Source organism: Candidatus Goldiibacteriota bacterium HGW-Goldbacteria-1 (genome assembly GCA_002839855.1).
Classification (GTDB): Bacteria; Oederibacteriota; PGYV01; order PGYV01; family PGYV01; genus PGYV01.
Window position 1 is genome coordinate 142,481 of sequence record PGYV01000003.1, and the last position, 17,969, is coordinate 160,449.

Annotated in this window: 13 protein-coding genes; 12 read left to right on the forward strand and 1 reads right to left on the reverse strand. The window is 44.7% G+C overall.

Annotated features, from left to right (window positions below; translation table 11 throughout):
- The first annotated feature begins 32 nt into the window (after positions 1 to 32).
- From CVV21_03725 to CVV21_03780, 12 genes are all read left to right on the forward strand, one after another.
- Complete coding sequence (locus tag CVV21_03725) at positions 33 to 1,223, forward strand: hypothetical protein (protein ID PKL92429.1); 1,191 nt, start codon at positions 33 to 35, stop codon at positions 1,221 to 1,223.
- 239 nt (positions 1,224 to 1,462) lie between these two features.
- Entirely contained in the window at positions 1,463 to 2,614 is a 1,152-nt protein-coding gene (locus CVV21_03730) for a hypothetical protein (protein ID PKL92430.1), read from the forward strand.
- 327 nt (positions 2,615 to 2,941) lie between these two features.
- A complete protein-coding gene (locus CVV21_03735; GenBank protein ID PKL92431.1) occupies positions 2,942 to 3,499 on the forward strand; it encodes a bifunctional pyr operon transcriptional regulator/uracil phosphoribosyltransferase PyrR in 558 nt (185 codons plus the stop codon).
- A gap of 3 nt (positions 3,500 to 3,502) precedes the next feature.
- A complete protein-coding gene (locus CVV21_03740) occupies positions 3,503 to 4,435 on the forward strand; it encodes an aspartate carbamoyltransferase (protein PKL92432.1) in 933 nt (310 codons plus the stop codon).
- Entirely contained in the window at positions 4,419 to 5,702 is a 1,284-nt protein-coding gene (locus tag CVV21_03745; protein PKL92433.1) for a dihydroorotase, read from the forward strand. The genes CVV21_03740 and CVV21_03745 overlap by 17 nt, the downstream gene beginning before the upstream one ends.
- A gap of 28 nt (positions 5,703 to 5,730) precedes the next feature.
- Positions 5,731 to 6,897 (forward strand): carbamoyl phosphate synthase small subunit, encoded by a 1,167-nt coding sequence (locus tag CVV21_03750; GenBank protein PKL92434.1) that lies wholly within the window; start codon positions 5,731 to 5,733, stop codon positions 6,895 to 6,897.
- Between the two features lie 30 nt (positions 6,898 to 6,927).
- Positions 6,928 to 10,191, forward strand: coding sequence for a carbamoyl phosphate synthase large subunit (gene carB / locus CVV21_03755; protein PKL92435.1), 3,264 nt, complete (start codon positions 6,928 to 6,930; stop codon positions 10,189 to 10,191).
- Between the two features lie 264 nt (positions 10,192 to 10,455).
- Positions 10,456 to 11,640 (forward strand): carbamoyl phosphate synthase small subunit, encoded by a 1,185-nt coding sequence (locus CVV21_03760; protein PKL92436.1) that lies wholly within the window; start codon positions 10,456 to 10,458, stop codon positions 11,638 to 11,640.
- A 1-nt stretch (position 11,641) separates the two neighbouring features.
- Positions 11,642 to 14,872, forward strand: coding sequence for a carbamoyl phosphate synthase large subunit (gene carB / locus CVV21_03765; GenBank protein PKL92437.1), 3,231 nt, complete (start codon positions 11,642 to 11,644; stop codon positions 14,870 to 14,872).
- 24 nt (positions 14,873 to 14,896) lie between these two features.
- Positions 14,897 to 15,664, forward strand: coding sequence for an NAD-dependent dihydroorotate dehydrogenase B electron transfer subunit (locus tag CVV21_03770; GenBank protein PKL92438.1), 768 nt, complete (start codon positions 14,897 to 14,899; stop codon positions 15,662 to 15,664).
- A gap of 217 nt (positions 15,665 to 15,881) precedes the next feature.
- Positions 15,882 to 16,793 (forward strand): dihydroorotate dehydrogenase, encoded by a 912-nt coding sequence (locus CVV21_03775; GenBank protein ID PKL92439.1) that lies wholly within the window; start codon positions 15,882 to 15,884, stop codon positions 16,791 to 16,793.
- A 1-nt stretch (position 16,794) separates the two neighbouring features.
- Positions 16,795 to 17,646 (forward strand): hypothetical protein, encoded by an 852-nt coding sequence (locus tag CVV21_03780; protein PKL92440.1) that lies wholly within the window; start codon positions 16,795 to 16,797, stop codon positions 17,644 to 17,646.
- Here CVV21_03780 and CVV21_03785 read toward each other — a convergent pair.
- A complete protein-coding gene (locus CVV21_03785) occupies positions 17,577 to 17,936 on the reverse strand; it encodes a hypothetical protein (protein ID PKL92441.1) in 360 nt (119 codons plus the stop codon). The genes CVV21_03780 and CVV21_03785 overlap by 70 nt on opposite strands.
- Positions 17,937 to 17,969 lie beyond the last annotated feature (33 nt).

Sequence of the window (17,969 nt, forward strand, 5' to 3'; positions counted from 1 at the left end):
AAGTAATCCGGATGTAATAAAAGGGAGGGTTTGTGGGTAAACACATTTTATGCATCTTCCTCACAATGTTCACGGTATTTGCCGTTCAGGCGTGTTCGTCAAAGAGAAACCCCGCAGAAGCGGTAAATGAAATTGTGCAGACATATATACAGACAAATACGCCCACACTGGCTGTGACTTTTACCCCCACGCAGACATCTCCGCCGGGCAGTACAAATACAAATACAAGCACATATACCAACACATATACCCATACGAATACTTATACATATACCGAAACACAGACGCCATCCATTACGAACACTTACACCATAACTCCGGGCGGCCCCACTTTAACACCCACAAACACCCCTTTGCCGGGGGAAAAATGGATACGTTTAGAAAAATCTGGGTATTTTGTCTGTGGGGTTGTTAATTTTAATAACGAAATATGGGGTGTGGGTCATTATGGTTCTACTTATTCAATCACAAATGGATCATGGACTCAAAGATTGGGGGATTTTACTTTAGGATACTCTCTAAGGGCATACCATACTACAACAGTATTTAAAAACAAAATCTGGTGTACGGGTGGATATTATAATGATTCAAATGGTGATAAAGAATATACTGCAGATGTTTTTAGCACTGATGGTATTTCCGGAACATGGACAAGAGTGACTAAAACAGCGGAATTCGATACGCGTTCAAATCACACTTGTGTGGAATTTAATGGCAAACTTTGGGTTATTGGCGGAAGAAACTGGGACTATCCGGAAGCGTGGCGGTCAACTATCTATAGTTCATCAGACGGGCAGGTATGGACTCGTGAAACAAATCAGGCTTTCAGCGGCAGGGAAAACCACGCCTGTGTGGTTTATGATAATAAGATATGGGTTATAGGCGGTTCTCTTAATAAGCTTACGATGAATGACGTTTGGAGCTCTCCGGACGGTGTTACGTGGACACAGGTAACGGCAGCGGCGGCGTTTGGGGTAAGGAGCCATCATACTGCATTTGTATTTGATAATAAAATGTGGTTAATTGGGGGTGAGGCAAATGGTACTCTGATATATCATGACGTATGGAACTCCACTGACGGTGTTACATGGAATCTTGTGACAGATACCCCTGAATTTGGAGAAAGGTCTTTTCACAGCAGCACTGTATTTGACAACCGTATGTGGGTGGTTGGCGGATTGACCGGCAGCACACTTACAAATGAAATGTGGTATTCTTATTGAGTAGTTGTTAGGTGGTTTTTAAAGGAGATATTATGGAAAAACAAAAAAAGTACACAGGTACAGCGCCTTTTTTTAGCGATCCTAAGATTAAAAAGATAATGAGTAATAAAAAGACCGCGGCAGGGGTGAACTTGAAATTAAGGTATCTTCAGTCTCTTGAGGTAGTAGAAAGATAAACATGGGATAAAAGTCAGTATTTAGTATAAAAAATAACTTAATATAGAATGATGGAGGTAATATTGAAGAAAAGTATAGTTGTAATTATAATAATGATAATATTTATTTCGGCTTGTTCGAAAAAAAGAATTCCTTCTGATCCTGAACAGGTGAATTCAGGAATTCCTTATAGCGAATCTGTTACTGTTATATCTACGGTAACACCATTGGTTGTAAATACATCCGCTCCGACACTTGAATCTACAGAAACATGTACTTATACGGTTACAAATACAATGACGTTGGATTATCCGACAAATACACCTACAGAGATTCCGACCAGCACACAGACAAATACACCGCAGACCGGCGAGCATTGGGTGTGTTTAAGTACTTCGGGTTATTTTATTCCTTGTACTGTTATTTTTAATAATAGTATTCACGGGGTTGGGCATTATGGTGAGGTTAAAGAACTTGATACAACTACCGGGATATGGACATCAAAGGTTGGTGGATTTTCGGGGGGGCTGCAAAGGTCTTATCATGCTACCACTGTATATAATGGGAAAATTTACAGCACAGGGGGATATTATACTGATTCGGCAAGCAATATGTATTATACGGCGGAAGTTTATAGTACGGATGTAACAGGGACATGGACCAGCCTTACGAAGTCGGCAGAGTTTGGTAAATTAGCTAATCATACTTGTGTTGAGTTTAACGGTAAGATGTGGTTGATTGGCGGCAGAGTTCATTACTATCCTGCTGAATTAAATCAAAAAATATATTCATCAATAGATGGTATTGTATGGTCTTTTGAAGCCGACTTGCCTTTTAGCAGAAGATACGGACATACCTGTACTGTTTTTGATAATAAAATGTGGATTATAGGCGGATCTAAATATTCGTCAATTGTTGATGATGTGTGGAATTCTTCTGATGGTGTTACCTGGAATCAGGTAACCGGAACGGCAGGGATTGGGAAAAGATTTTATCACACAAGTTTTGAGTTTAAGAATAAATTATGGGTAATTGGAGGGCAGGTCTCCGATTATAATATTTATCATGATGTGTGGAACACTACAGATGGATTAAACTGGAATCTTGTAACTGATACTCCGGAGTTTGGGAACAGGACTCTTCACAGTACGGCTGTTGCGGATGATAAGATTTGGGTAATATCTGGTTTTAATGGAAGTGCAGCTTTAAACGCTATATGGTATTCCAATCCTTAAAAATATTATGTTTTGTTAAGTTGAATTTTAGTAAAAGTGAAATGATTTAAGAATTGTCAGAGAAACGAAAGGGTAAATGCCCAATATTATTAATCTTAAAAATCACCCTTGACACGCCTTAATTGGTGATATATAGTGATTAGGATTTAAAAACGAAATGCAATCCTTTAAATCGGTCCTGCGAGACCGGTAAGGGGAAGTTTTTAAGCAGGCACGCGTTTACTTCCGTGTCAGCTGATAAGCCTTCTTTCTGCACCTTGCAGGATAGAAGGCCGTTTTTATTTATGGGGTCAGGCGGCCTCCCGCTTTAAAGGCAAGGAGGCAATAATGCACAGGAATTTTAAAGTAAAATCTGAAGTTTTGGACCGCGAAGGAATTGACCGCGCGCTTACAAGGATAGCCCACGAGATTCTTGAAAAAAATAAAGGCGCAAAACATCTTGCATTAGTCGGCATCAGAAAACGCGGCGACATTCTTGCGGAGCGCATTGCCAAAAAAATAGAATCCATTGAAAAAGTTAAAGTGCCGGTCGGCGCTGTTGACATCACATTCTACCGCGATGACTATGACATAAAAGCCAACGTTGACATCAACGCCACAGATTTAAATTTCAGCGTGGACGGGCTTGACATTGTAATAGTTGATGATGTTCTGTTCACGGGGCGTTCCACAAGGGCGGCCATGGACGTTATAATAGAAAACGGCAGGCCAAAGTCCATTCAGCTGGCCGTACTGGTTGACCGCGGGCACAGGGAACTTCCAATTCAGGCCAATTACGTGGGCAAGAACGTCCCCACATCCGAAAAAGAAACTATCATACTTGACATTGAAACAAACGGCGAAGACAAGGTTTACGTGGCCGAAAAACCGGAAAAGGGGGCGTAACGCATGTCTTTCAGACACTTAATAACGCTTCAGGAACTTCCCAAGGAAGATATTCAGGAAATCCTTTCATTAGCGCAGTCGTTCAAGCAGGTAATTTTAAGGCCCATCAAAAAAGTTCCCACTCTTAAAGGCAAGACAATAGTAAACATGTTCTTTGAACCTTCCACCCGCACAAGGACCTCTTTTGAACTTGCGGCAAAACGCTTAAGCGCGGATGTCTTAAACATCCAGATGAGCACCAGCTCCGTAGTCAAGGGCGAAACGCTTCTGGACACGCTTGCGACAATTGAAGCCATGCAGATTGACATGGTGGTAATACGGCACGGCGCGTCAGGTGTGCCGCTTTTTCTTACAAAGCACATCAAGTCCTCCGTTATCAACGCGGGCGACGGTATGCACGAACACCCAACACAGGGGCTGCTTGACATGTTTTCCATAATTGAAAAAAAGAAAAAAATTGAAGGATTAACCGTGGCAATAGTGGGCGACATTGCGCATTCGCGTGTGGCGCGCAGCAATATATGGGGCCTTACAAAAATGGGCGCCAAAGTTAAAGTGGTGGGCCCCACAACCTTAATGCCAAAAGAGATAGAAAAACTTGGCGTGACCGTGTACCACGATTTAAAAGAAGGGCTGAAAGACGCTGATGTGGTGAACATTCTGCGCGTTCAGGTTGAACGCCAGAAGAAAAACCTGTTCCCGACACTCAGGGAGTACGCCACCATGTTTGGAATAAATTCAGAAAAACTTAAATACGCCAAGCCGGACTGCCTTGTAATGCACCCGGGGCCCATGAACAGGGGAATTGAAATATCACCCAATGTGGCGGATGGCGTACAGTCTGTAATAAATGAACAGGTGACAAACGGCGTGGCTATAAGAATGGCAGTTTTATATCTGATGGGCGGAGGTAAAAAAGATGAAGCTTTTAATTAAAAATGGAATAGTGGTTGACCCTGCAAATAAGATAGAGGAAAAACTTGATGTATTTGTGGCCAACGGAAAGATATTTAAAATAGGGCGCAATATTTCGGACCGCGACGCGATGATAATTGACGCGAAAAACTGCATTGTGACGCCGGGCTTTATTGACATGCACACGCACTTCCGCGAGCCGGGTTTTGAATATAAAGAAACAATTGAATCGGGTTCGCGCGCGGCGGCAAAGGGCGGATTTACAACTGTTGCCTGCATGCCCAACACGTCGCCCGCCATTGACAGCCAGGCGCTGGTGGAATTTATTAATTTAAAATCCAAGCAGGTGGGGCTTATTGATGTTTATGCCATTGGCACCATTACAAAAGGAAGGGAAGGAAAAGAACTTGCCCCGATAGGAGAACTTGTAAAAGCAGGCGCGGTTGCAATATCCGATGACGGCAGTTCCGTTATGAACGCGGAAATCTTAAGGCGCGCCCTTGAATACGCGAAGATGTTTAATATTCCCGTAATAGAACACTGCGAAGACCCGGATTTAGCCGGCGAAGGCGTAATGAACGAAGGTTACTATTCAACGCTTCTTGGCTTAAAAGGAATCCCAAAAGCCGCGGAAGAAGTAATTGTGGCGCGCGATATTCTGCTGGCGCGTGAAACGGGCGGAAGGCTTCACATTGCGCACGTATCCACAGAAGGTTCCATAGAGTTAATCAAGTGGGCGAAAAAACAGGGGTTAAATGTTACTGCTGAAGCCGCGCCGCACCACTTCTCGCTTGATGAATCAACGCTGAAAGAGTACGACACAAATTTTAAAATGAACCCGCCTTTGCGCACAAAAGAAGATGTTAAAGCCATAAGAAAAGCGCTGAAAGATAACGTGATAGAAGTGATAGCCACAGACCACGCGCCGCACGCGGAAGTGGACAAACGGGTGGAATTTAACACCGCGGCGTACGGAATAGTGGGGCTGGAAACGGCTTTCCCGCTTATATGCGAATACCTTATAAGGCCCGGTGTTTTATCGCTGTCCCAGGCAATTGCAAAGATAACGGTTAATCCCGCGCAGGTACTTAACCTTAAAAAAGGCACTTTAACAATGGATCAGAACGCGGACATAGTGGTGGCAAACGTGGATAAAGAGGTAAAGGTTACAAGGGAATTCTTTGCGTCCCGCTCCACCAATTCTCCGTTTATCGGAAAGACACTTCATGGCAGCGTGGAATATGTAATTAAAAAAGGCAAAATTATATATCAGAATGCGCAGGCATAATCTGACTTTAACTTAGGGAGAACGGCAGATGGAAAAAGCGGTTTTAATGCTGGAAGACGGCACTTGTTTTGAAGGCTTGTCATGCGGCGCCGCCGGCGAAGCATACGGAGAGATTGTTTTTAATACGTCAATGACCGGGTATCAGGAAATTCTTACAGACCCGTCTTACAAAGGGCAGATAGTTACCATGACTTATCCGGAAATCGGCAATTACGGCATTGTGGATGACGACGCGGAATCGACATGCCTTCAGGCGGAAGGTTTTGTGGTTAAACAGATGAGCAGAATAAAAAGCAACTGGCGCGCCGGAATGACGCTGGGTGCTTATTTAAAAGCGCACGGCAAACAGGCGATAGAGGGAATTGACACAAGGGCGCTTACAAGGCACATAAGGGATTTTGGCGCGATGAAAAGCGTGCTTTCCACGGTTGACTTTAATAAGGCGTCACTGTTAAAAAAAGTAAAAAATTCGCCGTCCATTGTGGGCGTTGATCTGGCAAAGCAGGTAACGGTTGAAAAACCGTATAAATGGAAAGGCAGGCTGAAAGCCGTAGGAATGATGTTAAAGGAAGATCAATACGTAAGGGTGGGAAATAATAAGGTAAAGCTTAAAGTTGTGGCTTATGACTGCGGTATGAAAAATAATATTTTAAGGATACTTACGGATTTAAACTGTGAAGTGACTGTGGTGCCCATTGACACCAAGGCTGAAACTGTATTAAAGATGAACCCTGACGGTATTTTTGTATCCAACGGGCCGGGCGACCCTTCTGCGGTGCCGTACATTGTGGAAGAATTAAAAAAACTTCTTGGCAGGAAACCAATTTTTGGAATCTGCTTTGGCCACCAGCTTTTGGCGCAGGCGCTTGGCGGAAAGACGTACAAACTAAAATTCGGCCACAGGGGAGCCAACCACCCGGTAATGGATATGCGCACAAAAAAGATTGATATAACCGTGCAGAACCACGGGTTTGCGGTGGATATCAGGTCTTTAAAAAAGTTAAAGCATAAAGTGGAAGTAACGCACATAAACCTGAATGACAAAACAATTGAAGGCATTGAAGTTAAAAAGTTAAAGGCGTTTTCCATCCAGCACCATCCGGAAGCGTCTGCCGGCCCGCACGACGCGCGGTATATTTTCAACCATTTTATTGACCTTATGATACAGGGAAAAAAGAAAACAAATAAAAAGTAAAAGACACACATATTAAACAGGAGTAAACGTATGCCCAAACGCAAAGATCTAAAGACAATTCTTCTTATCGGATCAGGCCCTATTGTTATAGGGCAGGGCTGCGAATTTGATTATTCCGGCACACAGGCGTGCAAAGCTTTAAAGGAAGAAGGGTACAGGGTTGTACTCGTCAATTCAAATCCGGCCACCATTATGACAGACCCCGAATTCGCGGACGCCACATATATCGAACCATTGACGGTTGATATACTGGAAAAAATAGTTATTAAAGAAAAACCCGATGCCATTCTGCCTACCGTGGGCGGGCAGACGGCCCTTAACCTGGCAATGGAATTTGTCAATAAAGGGTTTGATAAAAAGTATAAAGTGGAACTGATTGGCGCAAACGCCAAGTCCATTAAAAAAGCGGAAGACAGGGAAGAGTTTAAGCAGGCGATGAGAAAAATAGGCATGGACGTGCCTAAAAGCAGTTATGTCACCACAATGGCCGCGGCAATGAAAGCGGCGAAAGAAATTAAGTTTCCCATAATCATAAGGCCCGCGTTTACCCTTGGCGGCACCGGCGGCGGTATTGCCTATAACGCCGCGGAATTTAAGGTAAAAGCGGACAAAGGCATGAAAGATTCGCCCGTGCACGGCGTGCTGCTGGAAGAGTCTGTGCTTGGATGGAAAGAGTATGAACTTGAAGTGATGCGGGATTTAAAAGACAACGTGGTAATAATATGTTCCATAGAAAACCTTGACCCTATGGGCGTTCATACCGGCGATTCCATAACTGTCGCGCCCGCGCAGACCTTAACTGACCGCGAATATCAGTTCATGAGGGACGCGGCGATAAAGATAATAAGGGAAATAGGCGTGGATACCGGCGGCAGCAATATTCAGTTTGCGGTAAACCCGGAAAACGGCCGTATGATAGTGATAGAAATGAACCCGCGCGTGTCGCGTTCTTCCGCGCTTGCGTCAAAGGCAACGGGTTTCCCGATAGCAAAAATAGCGGCAAAACTTGCCGTGGGCTACACGCTTGATGAAATTCCAAATGACATTACCAGATATACCCCCGCGTCTTTTGAACCCGCGCTGGATTATGTTGTGACAAAGATTCCCAGATTCACCTTTGAAAAATTCAAAGAGTCAAAGGACGAACTTGGCGTGCAGATGAAATCCGTGGGCGAAGCAATGGCCATTGGCAGAACTTTTAAAGAGTCTTTCCAGAAAGCGCTGCGTTCAATGGAAGTGGGCAGGTACGGTTTTGGCGCCGATGGAAAAGATCTTGATATTTCAAAAGTTACAATGGAAGAACTTAGGAAAAAAATAGTGGTGCCAAGTTCTTTCAGGGTATTTTATTTAAAGTACGCCATGCAGAAGGGGATGACAGATAAAGAAATTAATGAAATTACAAAGATAGACCCGTGGTTTCTGCACTACATGAGGGAAATATACGATGAAGAAAAATCTTTAACCGCGCTTAGCGTTAAAACAGGAAGGCTGACGCCGGAAAAAGCGGAAGTGATAAAAGCGGAAATAATTCAGGCAAAAAAAGACGGTTTTTCCGATGTTCAGCTTGCCTATATTTTCGGCATAACAGAGGATAAATTCAGGGATATAAGGACAGGCCTTGGCATAAAACCGGTTTATAAGATGGTGGATACATGTGCGTCTGAATTTAAGGCGTACACCCCGTATCTGTATTCCGCATATGATTCGGAAAATGAAAATCCCGTGTCAAAAAAGAAAAAAGGGATTATCCTTGGCGGCGGACCCAACAGGATAGGCCAGGGAATTGAATTTGACTATTGCTGCGTTCACGGCGTGTTCGCGCTAAAAGAGCTTGGCTACGAAGTGTCCATGGTTAACTGCAATCCCGAAACCGTTTCCACCGACTATGACACATCGGACAAACTATATTTTGAACCGCTGACGATGGAAGATGTAATGGCTATCGCTGTTGAAGAAGGGCCTGACGCCGGCTTTATAGCGCAGTTTGGCGGGCAGACGCCGTTAAAACTTGCGATGCCGCTTTATAATCAGAACGTGAAAATAATGGGGACATCCCCGCTGTCAATTGACATCGCGGAAGACAGGGAAAAGTTTGATAAGATTCTGACAAAGCTTAACATAAGCAGGCCGGAAAACGGCACCGCTTTTTCGCTTGAAGAGGCGTGGAAAATAGTAAAAAGGATAGGATATCCGGTGCTTGTAAGGCCGTCGTATGTGCTTGGCGGGCGAGGCATGGAAATTGTATATGATGACATAAGTTTTGAAAAGTATGCCAAAGAGGCTTTTATTGTATCTGAAAAGCATCCGGTTTTAATTGACAAGTTTCTGGAAGACGCAATTGAAGTGGACGTGGACTGCGTGTGTGACGGAAAAGAAGCTGTCATCTGCGGCATCATGGAACACATAGAAGAAGCGGGGATACACTCCGGCGATTCGGCGTGCGTGCTTCCGCCGTTAAGCATAAGGCAGGACGCCATTGCAACGATAAGGGATTACACGCATAAAATGGCGCTGGAACTGAACGTTAAAGGGCTTATGAACGTGCAGTACGCTCTTCGCAACGACCACGTTTATGTCCTGGAAGTAAATCCGCGCGCTTCAAGAACGGTGCCGTTTGTCAGCAAAGCCACGGGTATTTCCTGGGCAAAGATAGCCACAAAAATAATGGCAGGCATGACCATAAAGCAGCTTAAGGTAAAGGAAAACCTTGACCTTCCGCACATATCGGTAAAAGAGGCTGTACTTCCGTTTAATAAATTTCAGGGAGCCGACATTGTGCTTGGCCCGGAAATGAAATCCACCGGCGAAGTAATGGGAATAGATAAAGATTTTGGACACGCGTATTACAAGGCGCAGATAGCCGCGGGGCAGAAACTGCCGGCAGGCGGGACTGTGTTTGTAAGCGTAAAAAATAAAAATAAGCGCGACATTGTTTTTGTGGTAAAAAAGCTGCGCGACATGGGTTTTGACATAATGGCAACCGAAGGTACGGCAAACGTGCTTAGGAAATACGGCATAATTGCAAAGACGGTAAAAAAGGTATCGGAAACATCGCCGAATATTCTTGACCATATGAAAGCGGGAAAGGTTCAGCTTATCATCAACACTCCCGTGGGCAAAGGGCCAAGAAGCGATGACTATATGATAAGGACGCAGGCGATAACGCTTGGAATACCATATACCACCACAATGGCGGGCGCGCAGGCGGTTGTCACCGCGATAGAAGCTGCAGGCGAAGTGAAGATGTCGGTAAAATCAATTCAGGAATATTACAAAGAAGCGCGTAAGAAGTAATTTATAAATAACGGCAGTGAAATAAAGCGTCCATTGAAGGGTGCTTAAAGATATACTTCGGGATGAACCGAAGGGAAAATAGCGAATTAAGCAAAAGCGTAAAAAATAGCGTGTTAAGCTATAGGCAATTAAGCAGAAGCGGAAAAAATAGTTAAGGTGCTATGTTTACGCGATAGCTTAAATGCTTAAACCGCTAAAGTGCTATGTTTACGCTATAGCTTAACTGCTTAATAAACTTTATCGCTATATTTAAAGGAGCATATTATGAAGAAGAAAGCCGGTAATAAAAGCGGCGCTGACGCTGCTGCGGTTTTAATGCTTGAAGACGGCACTTTTTATAAAGGCAAATCCGCGGGATTCAGCGGGGAAGCGGCCGGGCTTATAACTTTTGACAATTCCGTGGGCGGCTATCAGGAACTTCTAACCGACCCCGCGGTAAAAGGGCACATAATCTGCATGACATGGCCGGAACAGGGAAACACCGGGGTTAATTCCACTGATGCAGAATCGGGCGCTGTGCACGCGGCGGGGTTTGTAGCGGCGCAGATAAGCAGGTACACCAGCAGCTGGCGCGCCGAAGGGGATTTTAGAAGCTATCTTATAAAAAACAAAGTCACCGCAATTGACAGCCTTGATGTCCGCGCTATAGTCAGGCACATAATAAAAAAAGGCGAAATGGGCGCTGTGATATCCGCGGTTGATTTTGATAAAACATCGCTTCTTAAAAAAGCGCGCGCCGCCGCAAAGATAAAGATAACTGCCGTATCAACGGATAAAGAATATAAATGGGACAGCAGAAAAAAAATAAAAGGGCTTGATCTTTTCAGCAAAGAAGCGGTTTATCTTAAAGTATCGGATAATAAACGTAAATTTAAAGTGGCGGTTTTTGACTTTGGAATAAAGAACAGCACGCTTAAGATGTTCGCGTCAGCCGGATGCGAAGTAATAGTGCTTCCCGCGGATACAAAAGCGGGGCGCGTTGCGGAATTAAAGGCAGATGGTGTTTTTCTTTCAAGCGGCCCGGGCGATCCGCGTGAAATGAAAGAAATTCAGGCGCGGATAAAACAGCTTCTGGGAAAGGTTCCGGTATTTGCAACAGGGCTTGGCTGCCAGCTTATGGCATCTGCCGCCGGAATAAAAATTGACAGGATGAAAGCCGGACACAGGGGCGGCAATCATTCCATAATAAATCTTGAAACAAAAGGCGTGGAGGTCACGTCCCAGTATCACGGCTTTGCGATAAACGCGCAGTCGCTTAAAAAGTCAAAAAGCGGTTTCAAACCCCTGCTTATTGATTTAAACGACGGCGATGTGGAAGGCATTGAGGCAAAGAAATTAAAAGCATTCGGCATTCAGTATTATCCGCAGGCAAGGCCGGGCAAACACGACGCGCCTTTTGTGTTTAACAGGTTCATTGATTACATGAAATCCGCAAAAGGGGTGAAATAAAATGCCAAAACGCACAGATATTAAAAAAATAATGATAATAGGTTCCGGCCCCATCACCATAGGACAGGGATGTGAATTTGACTATTCGGGTACCCAGGCATGCAAGGCGTTAAGTGAAGAGGGGTATAAAACCATACTTGTAAATTCCAATCCCGCGACAATCATGACAGACCCGGAATACGCCGACCGTACTTACATAGAACCTGTGAACGAAGAATTTGTTGAAAAGATTATAAAGAAAGAAAGGCCGGACGCGTTAATACCCACAATGGGAGGCCAAAGCGGGCTTAACCTTGGTTCACAGCTTTCAAAAAGCGGCATATTAAAAAAGTACGGAGTGGAACTTATCGGCGCGGATTACAACGCCATAGAAAAAGCCGAAGACAGGCTTTTGTTTAAAAACGCCATACAGAAAATAGGGCTTGATGTGCCGGAAAGCGCGTACGTGGGTACAATGGAAGAAGCCATGGCGGCGGCGAAAATAATAAAATTCCCGATAATAGTAAGGCCGGCATTCACGCTTGGCGGCGCCGGCGGTTCCATAGCATATGGCATGAAAGATTTTAAACAGAAGGCGTATTACGGCCTTAAAGCATCGCCTATATCAAGGGTGCTGCTGGAAGAGTCCGTGCTTGGATGGAAAGAATACGAACTGGAACTTATGCGCGACCATGAAGACAACGTAATTCAGATATGCAACATAGAAAATTTTGACCCTATGGGCGTCCACACCGGAGATTCAATATGTTCCGCGCCTGCGCAGACATTTACGGCGGCGGAATGCGCGCTTATCAAGGACGCGGGAATAGACATAATGAGGGAAATTGGCGTAAACGGCGGCGTGAACATTCAGTTTGCCGTGAACCCCAAAAACGGCAAGTTAAAGGTAATTGAACTTAACCCGCGCGTGTCGCGCTCGTCTGCCCTTGCGTCAAAGGCGACAGGCTTCCCGATAGCAAGGGTCGCCACAAAACTTGCTGTGGGCTATACGCTTGATGAGGTTTTAAACACAATGACCAAAAGGACGCCCGCGTCTTCGGAACCTGACGTCGATTACGTTGTGACAAAAGTGGCAAGGTTTACCTTTGAAAAATTCAAGGACACTCCGGACATACTTGGGCCGCAGATGAAAGCGATAGGCGAAGTAATGGCAATGGGAAGGACGTTCAAGGAATCGCTTCAGAAAGCCATGCGCTCGCTTGAAACCGGAAGGTTTGGTTTTGGCGGCGACGGCAAAGACCCGTTATTGTCATCGCTGTCTGAAAAAGACATAGCAGAAAAACTTAAACTGCCTAATTCACAGCGGCTTTGGTACATCAGATACGCGCTGCAAAAGGGCATGGGTATAAAGAAAATTAATGAAATGACAGGAATTGACCCGTGGTTTATCGCTCAGCTGGATGAACTGATTGTGCAGGAAAATAAACTGAGAAAAAAATCCATCATTAAAAGCGCGGCGTTCCCGGATGAATTAAGAAGCGCGAAAGAATCGGGATTTTCCGATGTTCAGCTTGCGCAGATGCTTGGCACCACGCAGGATAAAGTAAGGGCGCTAAGGAAAAAGTTTGACATAAAGCCGGTTTATAAACACGCTGATACATGCGCCGGCGAATATGACGCAAAGTCGTCGTACCTGTATTCCACTTACGGCGGCGAAAATGAAAATCCGATAAACAAAATAAAGAAAAAAGCTGTTATTCTTGGCGGCGGCCCCAACAGGATAGGGCAGGGAATAGAATTTGACTACTGCTGCGTGCACGGCGTATTCGCGCTGAAAGAAGAAGGCTATGAAGTATCAATGGTAAACTGTAATCCTGAAACCGTATCCACGGACTATGACACCGCGGACAAACTGTATTTTGAACCGCTGACTGTGGAAGACATTTTAGCCATATCTGAAGATGAAGGGAAAAAGACGGGCTTTATTGTGCAGTTTGGCGGACAGACTCCGTTGAAGCTTGCCGTTCCGCTGAAGGAAGCGGATGTCAGAATAATGGGAACATCGCCGGAGTCCATTGACAGGGCGGAAGACAGAAAAAAGTTTGACGCTGTTCTGACAGAACTTAACATTCCAAGGCCGGAAAACGGCACGGCATTTAACCTTGCAGAAGCAAAAAAGATTGTAAAAGAAATGGGTTATCCCGTTCTTGTAAGGCCGTCGTATGTGCTTGGCGGGCGCGCCATGGAAATTGTGTATGACGAAGAGTCTTTTGATAAATATGCAAAAGAGGCTTTTATAGTTTCGGAGAAATATCCCATATTGATTGATAAGTTCCTTGAAGACGCGGTGGAAGTTGATGTGGACTGCATCTGCGACGGGAAAGAAGCTTTAATCGCGGGTATTATGGAACACATAGAAGAAGCGGGAATACATTCCGGTGATTCCGCCTGCGTGCTTCCTCCGATAACTATCAGGGGTGACATGCTGGAAAAAATTAAGCAATACACAAAGGCGCTGGCGTTAAAGCTTAACGTAAAGGGGCTTATGAACGTGCAGTACGCCATAAGAAACGATATTGTGTACATTCTTGAAGCCAATCCAAGGGCGTCAAGGACAATACCTTTTGTAAGTAAGGCGACAGGCGTGGCATGGGCAAAGCTGGCGACCAAAGTCATGACAGGCAAGACATTAAAGCAGCTTAAGGTAAAGGAAAAGCTTGACCTGCCGTATGTATCCGTAAAGGAATCCGTGTTCCCGTTCTCTAAATTCATGGGCGCCGATACCGTATTAGGGCCGGAGATGAAATCAACGGGCGAAGTCATGGGGCTGGATAAGGATTTTGGACATGCCTATTATAAATCGCAGGTTGCCGCCGGCCAGAAAATACCTTCAAAAGGTACTGTGTTTATATCGGTAAAAAACAAAGACAAGCGAGATGTTATTTTTGTGGCAAAGAAGCTTGTGGATCTTGGATTTAAAATAGCAGCCACACTTGGCACTGCAAACGCGCTGGAACAGTTTGGCATAGAAACGATAATAGTGAAAAAGGTTCATGAAAAGGGCAACAATATCATTGAAATGATAAAAGCCGGAAAGATAAACCTTATCATCAATACCCCCGCGGGCAAGGGCCCAAGAAGCGACGATTATCAGATAAGGCTGCATGCTATAAGCTTAGGGGTGCCTTACACGACCACCATGTCAGGCGCGCAGGCGCTTGTTTATGCCATTGAATCGGTAAGTAAAAAAGAGGTAGAAGTAAAACCGCTGCAGGAGTATTATACAAAATAGCTTAAATTTATCAAAAGAGGAAAAATGAAAAATTCAGGGGAAGTGGTTTTTAATAAAAATACAGGTGAAGGGCTTTATCACATGAGGCTTGCGGTTAAAAAGAAATTTAAAGCCTGTCCGGCACAGTTTATAAATATAAAAGTGTCTGACACCGTGGTTCCGCTTCTGCGCAGGCCGTTTTCCATTTTTAGCGCGGAAAACAAGGAACTGGATATTGTGTACAAGGTAATAGGGGAAGGCACAAGGCTTTTGTCAGAAAAGAAAAAAGGCGATGTGCTGGATTTTATAGGCCCGCAGGGCAATACTTACCCTGTGGATTTAAAGGATAAAAAGTCAAAAATAATTATCATAGGCGGGGGCACAGGCGCGGCATCCGTACATTTTCTGGCGCAGGAATTAAAAAAGAAGAAAAGAAAATTCACGCTTATTCAGGGCGCCCGGAATAAAAAACTGATTGTGGCTGACAAAGAGTTCAAAAAACTTGGCTGCCTTTTTGCCACTGAAGACGGTTCGCTTGGCACAAGGGGATACGTGACTGATGTTCTGAAAAAAGAACTGGCGCCAAACGCGGTAATTTACGCGTGCGGCCCGGAAGGCATGATAAAAGCCATTAAGGAAAAAATTAAGGGAATGGATGATATTAAGTTTTACGCCTCTTTTGAAGCGTACATGGCGTGCGGTATTGGCGCGTGCATAAGCTGCGTAATACCCGTAGGTATCCCCGATAATTTTGTATATAAAAGGGTGTGCAAGGAAGGGACAGTTTTTGATGTAAGTGAGGTAGTGCTTTAAAGACTGAGGGACGGAAGGTCAGAGGGACAGAGGGACGGAAGGGTGGTTTATAACTGGTAGGCGCACCTTTGGGGTGCGGCAGTTAAGTAGTTTTTTAGATCCTGTAGAGACAAGTTTACGAGCGGAAGTGTCAGCGGAAAGGTTAGAAGGTCGGAAGGTTTTTCCGTCCCTCTGTCCCTCCGTGCATCTGTCCCTCGGATTCTTATAAGGAGTTCTTATGAAAATAAACACCACAGTTAACATAGGCGGGCTGGTTTTAAAGAATCCGGTCATGACCGCGTCGGGTACTTTTGGCTACGGGCTGGAATTTGAAGAGTATGTAAACCTTAACAAACTTGGCGCCATAGTGGTCAAAGGCATAGCTTTAAACCCGGTAAAGGGCAATAAACCCCAGCGTATAGTGGAAACCCCCGCGGGCATAATGAATGCTATTGGCCTTCAGAACGTGGGTGTAGAAGCTTTTATATCCGAAAAACTTCCGCTTTTAAAAAAATATTCAACCCCCGTCATTGCCAATATATACGGTACAGACGTTGACGGTTATATTAAAGTGGCGCAAAGGCTGAATGATTCCGCCACGGCAGGCGTTGAAATAAATATTTCCTGCCCCAACGTTAAAAAAGGCGGGCTTCAGTTTGCTTCTGATAAAGAGGTGGTCTCCACAATGATAAAGGAAATAAAAAAAGTATTTACAAGGCCGGTTATCGTAAAACTTTCGCCTAACACGGGCAATATAGAAGAAATGGCACAGGTGTGTGAAGACAGCGGAGCGGACGCGGTATCGCTTATTAACACGCTTATCGGGCTGTCCATAAATTTAAAAACAAGAAGGCCAAATATTGCCAATGTATTCGGCGGGCTTTCAGGCCCTGCCATAAAGCCTGTGGCGCTTGCAATGGTTCATAAAGTATCCAAAAAAATTAAGATACCCATAATAGGCATCGGCGGTATTATGAATACGACTGACGCGCTGGAATTCCTGGTGGCGGGCGCATCCGCAGTTCAGATAGGTACTGCTAATTTTGTTGACCCTTCAATTACCGGAATAATTGCGGACGGAATTAAAAATTACCTGGAAGACAATAAAATAAACTCGGTAACCGGCCTTATAGGAACCCTGGAGTATTGATTTGAAGAGAATAATAATTACAGCAGCCATTACAATGGTGATGGCGGTAATGTGCAGGGCTGAAGCAAAAATAATGTTAAACAGTAATATTGTAAAAGAAGGCGGGGTTGTAAAAGCGGTACTGTACTCCAATAAGCCTTTTTCGGGGTCTGAAGTGAAATTTATGGGCGAAAAATACCCTGTGTTTTTCAGAAGTTATGATAAAGCAGCCAAAGAATTTACTTTTCTGGTGCTTGTCCCTGTGCCGCTTGAAACTGTGGGTGTAAAAAAACTGCATATCAGGTACATGATGAACGGCAGGGAGTACGAGCATACTGAAAAAATAAAAGTAAAAAAAATAAGCGCGGGCAGGTCTGATATTCAGACTGACGGAAAGCGTGCGGCATTAGGCGTGAACTTTGGACCGGAAAATAAGATAATAAAAAAACGGCAGGAAAAGAGAACTTCTCTTAAATTTGACCTTCCTTTTATTAAGCCGGCGGAAGGGGAAATTACAAGTGCTTTTGGCAAGAAAAGGACTTATGACGGCGGAAGTTATGGGTCAACACATAAAGGTGTTGATATTGCCAATAAGATGGGCACTAAAGTGGCGGCGGCAAATCACGGTAAAGTGGTAGAAGCGGCCACAATGAAAGGGCACGGGGTCACCGTAATAATTGACCACGGCGGCGGTTTGTATTCGCTTTATTTTCACCTAAAAGGCGTTTATGTAAAAAAAGGTGTTGATGTTAAGAAAGGCGACATAATTGCCACAATGGGAAGCACCGGGGTTTCTACCGGGCCTCACCTGCACTGGCAGATGAACCTGTTTGGAGTGCCTGTAAGCCCAATGGATTTTCTGACGATGATGTAATAAGTAACAAGTGACAAGTGACAGGTGACAGGTGACAAGTGACAAGTGACAGGTGACAGGTGACAAGTGACAGGTGACAGGTGACAGGTGACAGGTGACAGGTGACAAGTGACAGGTGACAGGTGACAGGTAGCAAGTGACAGGTGACAGGTAGCAAGTGACAGGTGACAGGTGACAGGTGACAGGTGACAGGTGACAGGTGACAGGTGACAGGTAGCAAGTGACAGGTAGCAAGTGACAGGTGACAAGTGACAGGTAGCAAGTGACAGGTAGCAAGTGACAGGTAGCAAGTGACAGGTAGCAAGTGACAGGTAGCAAGTGAC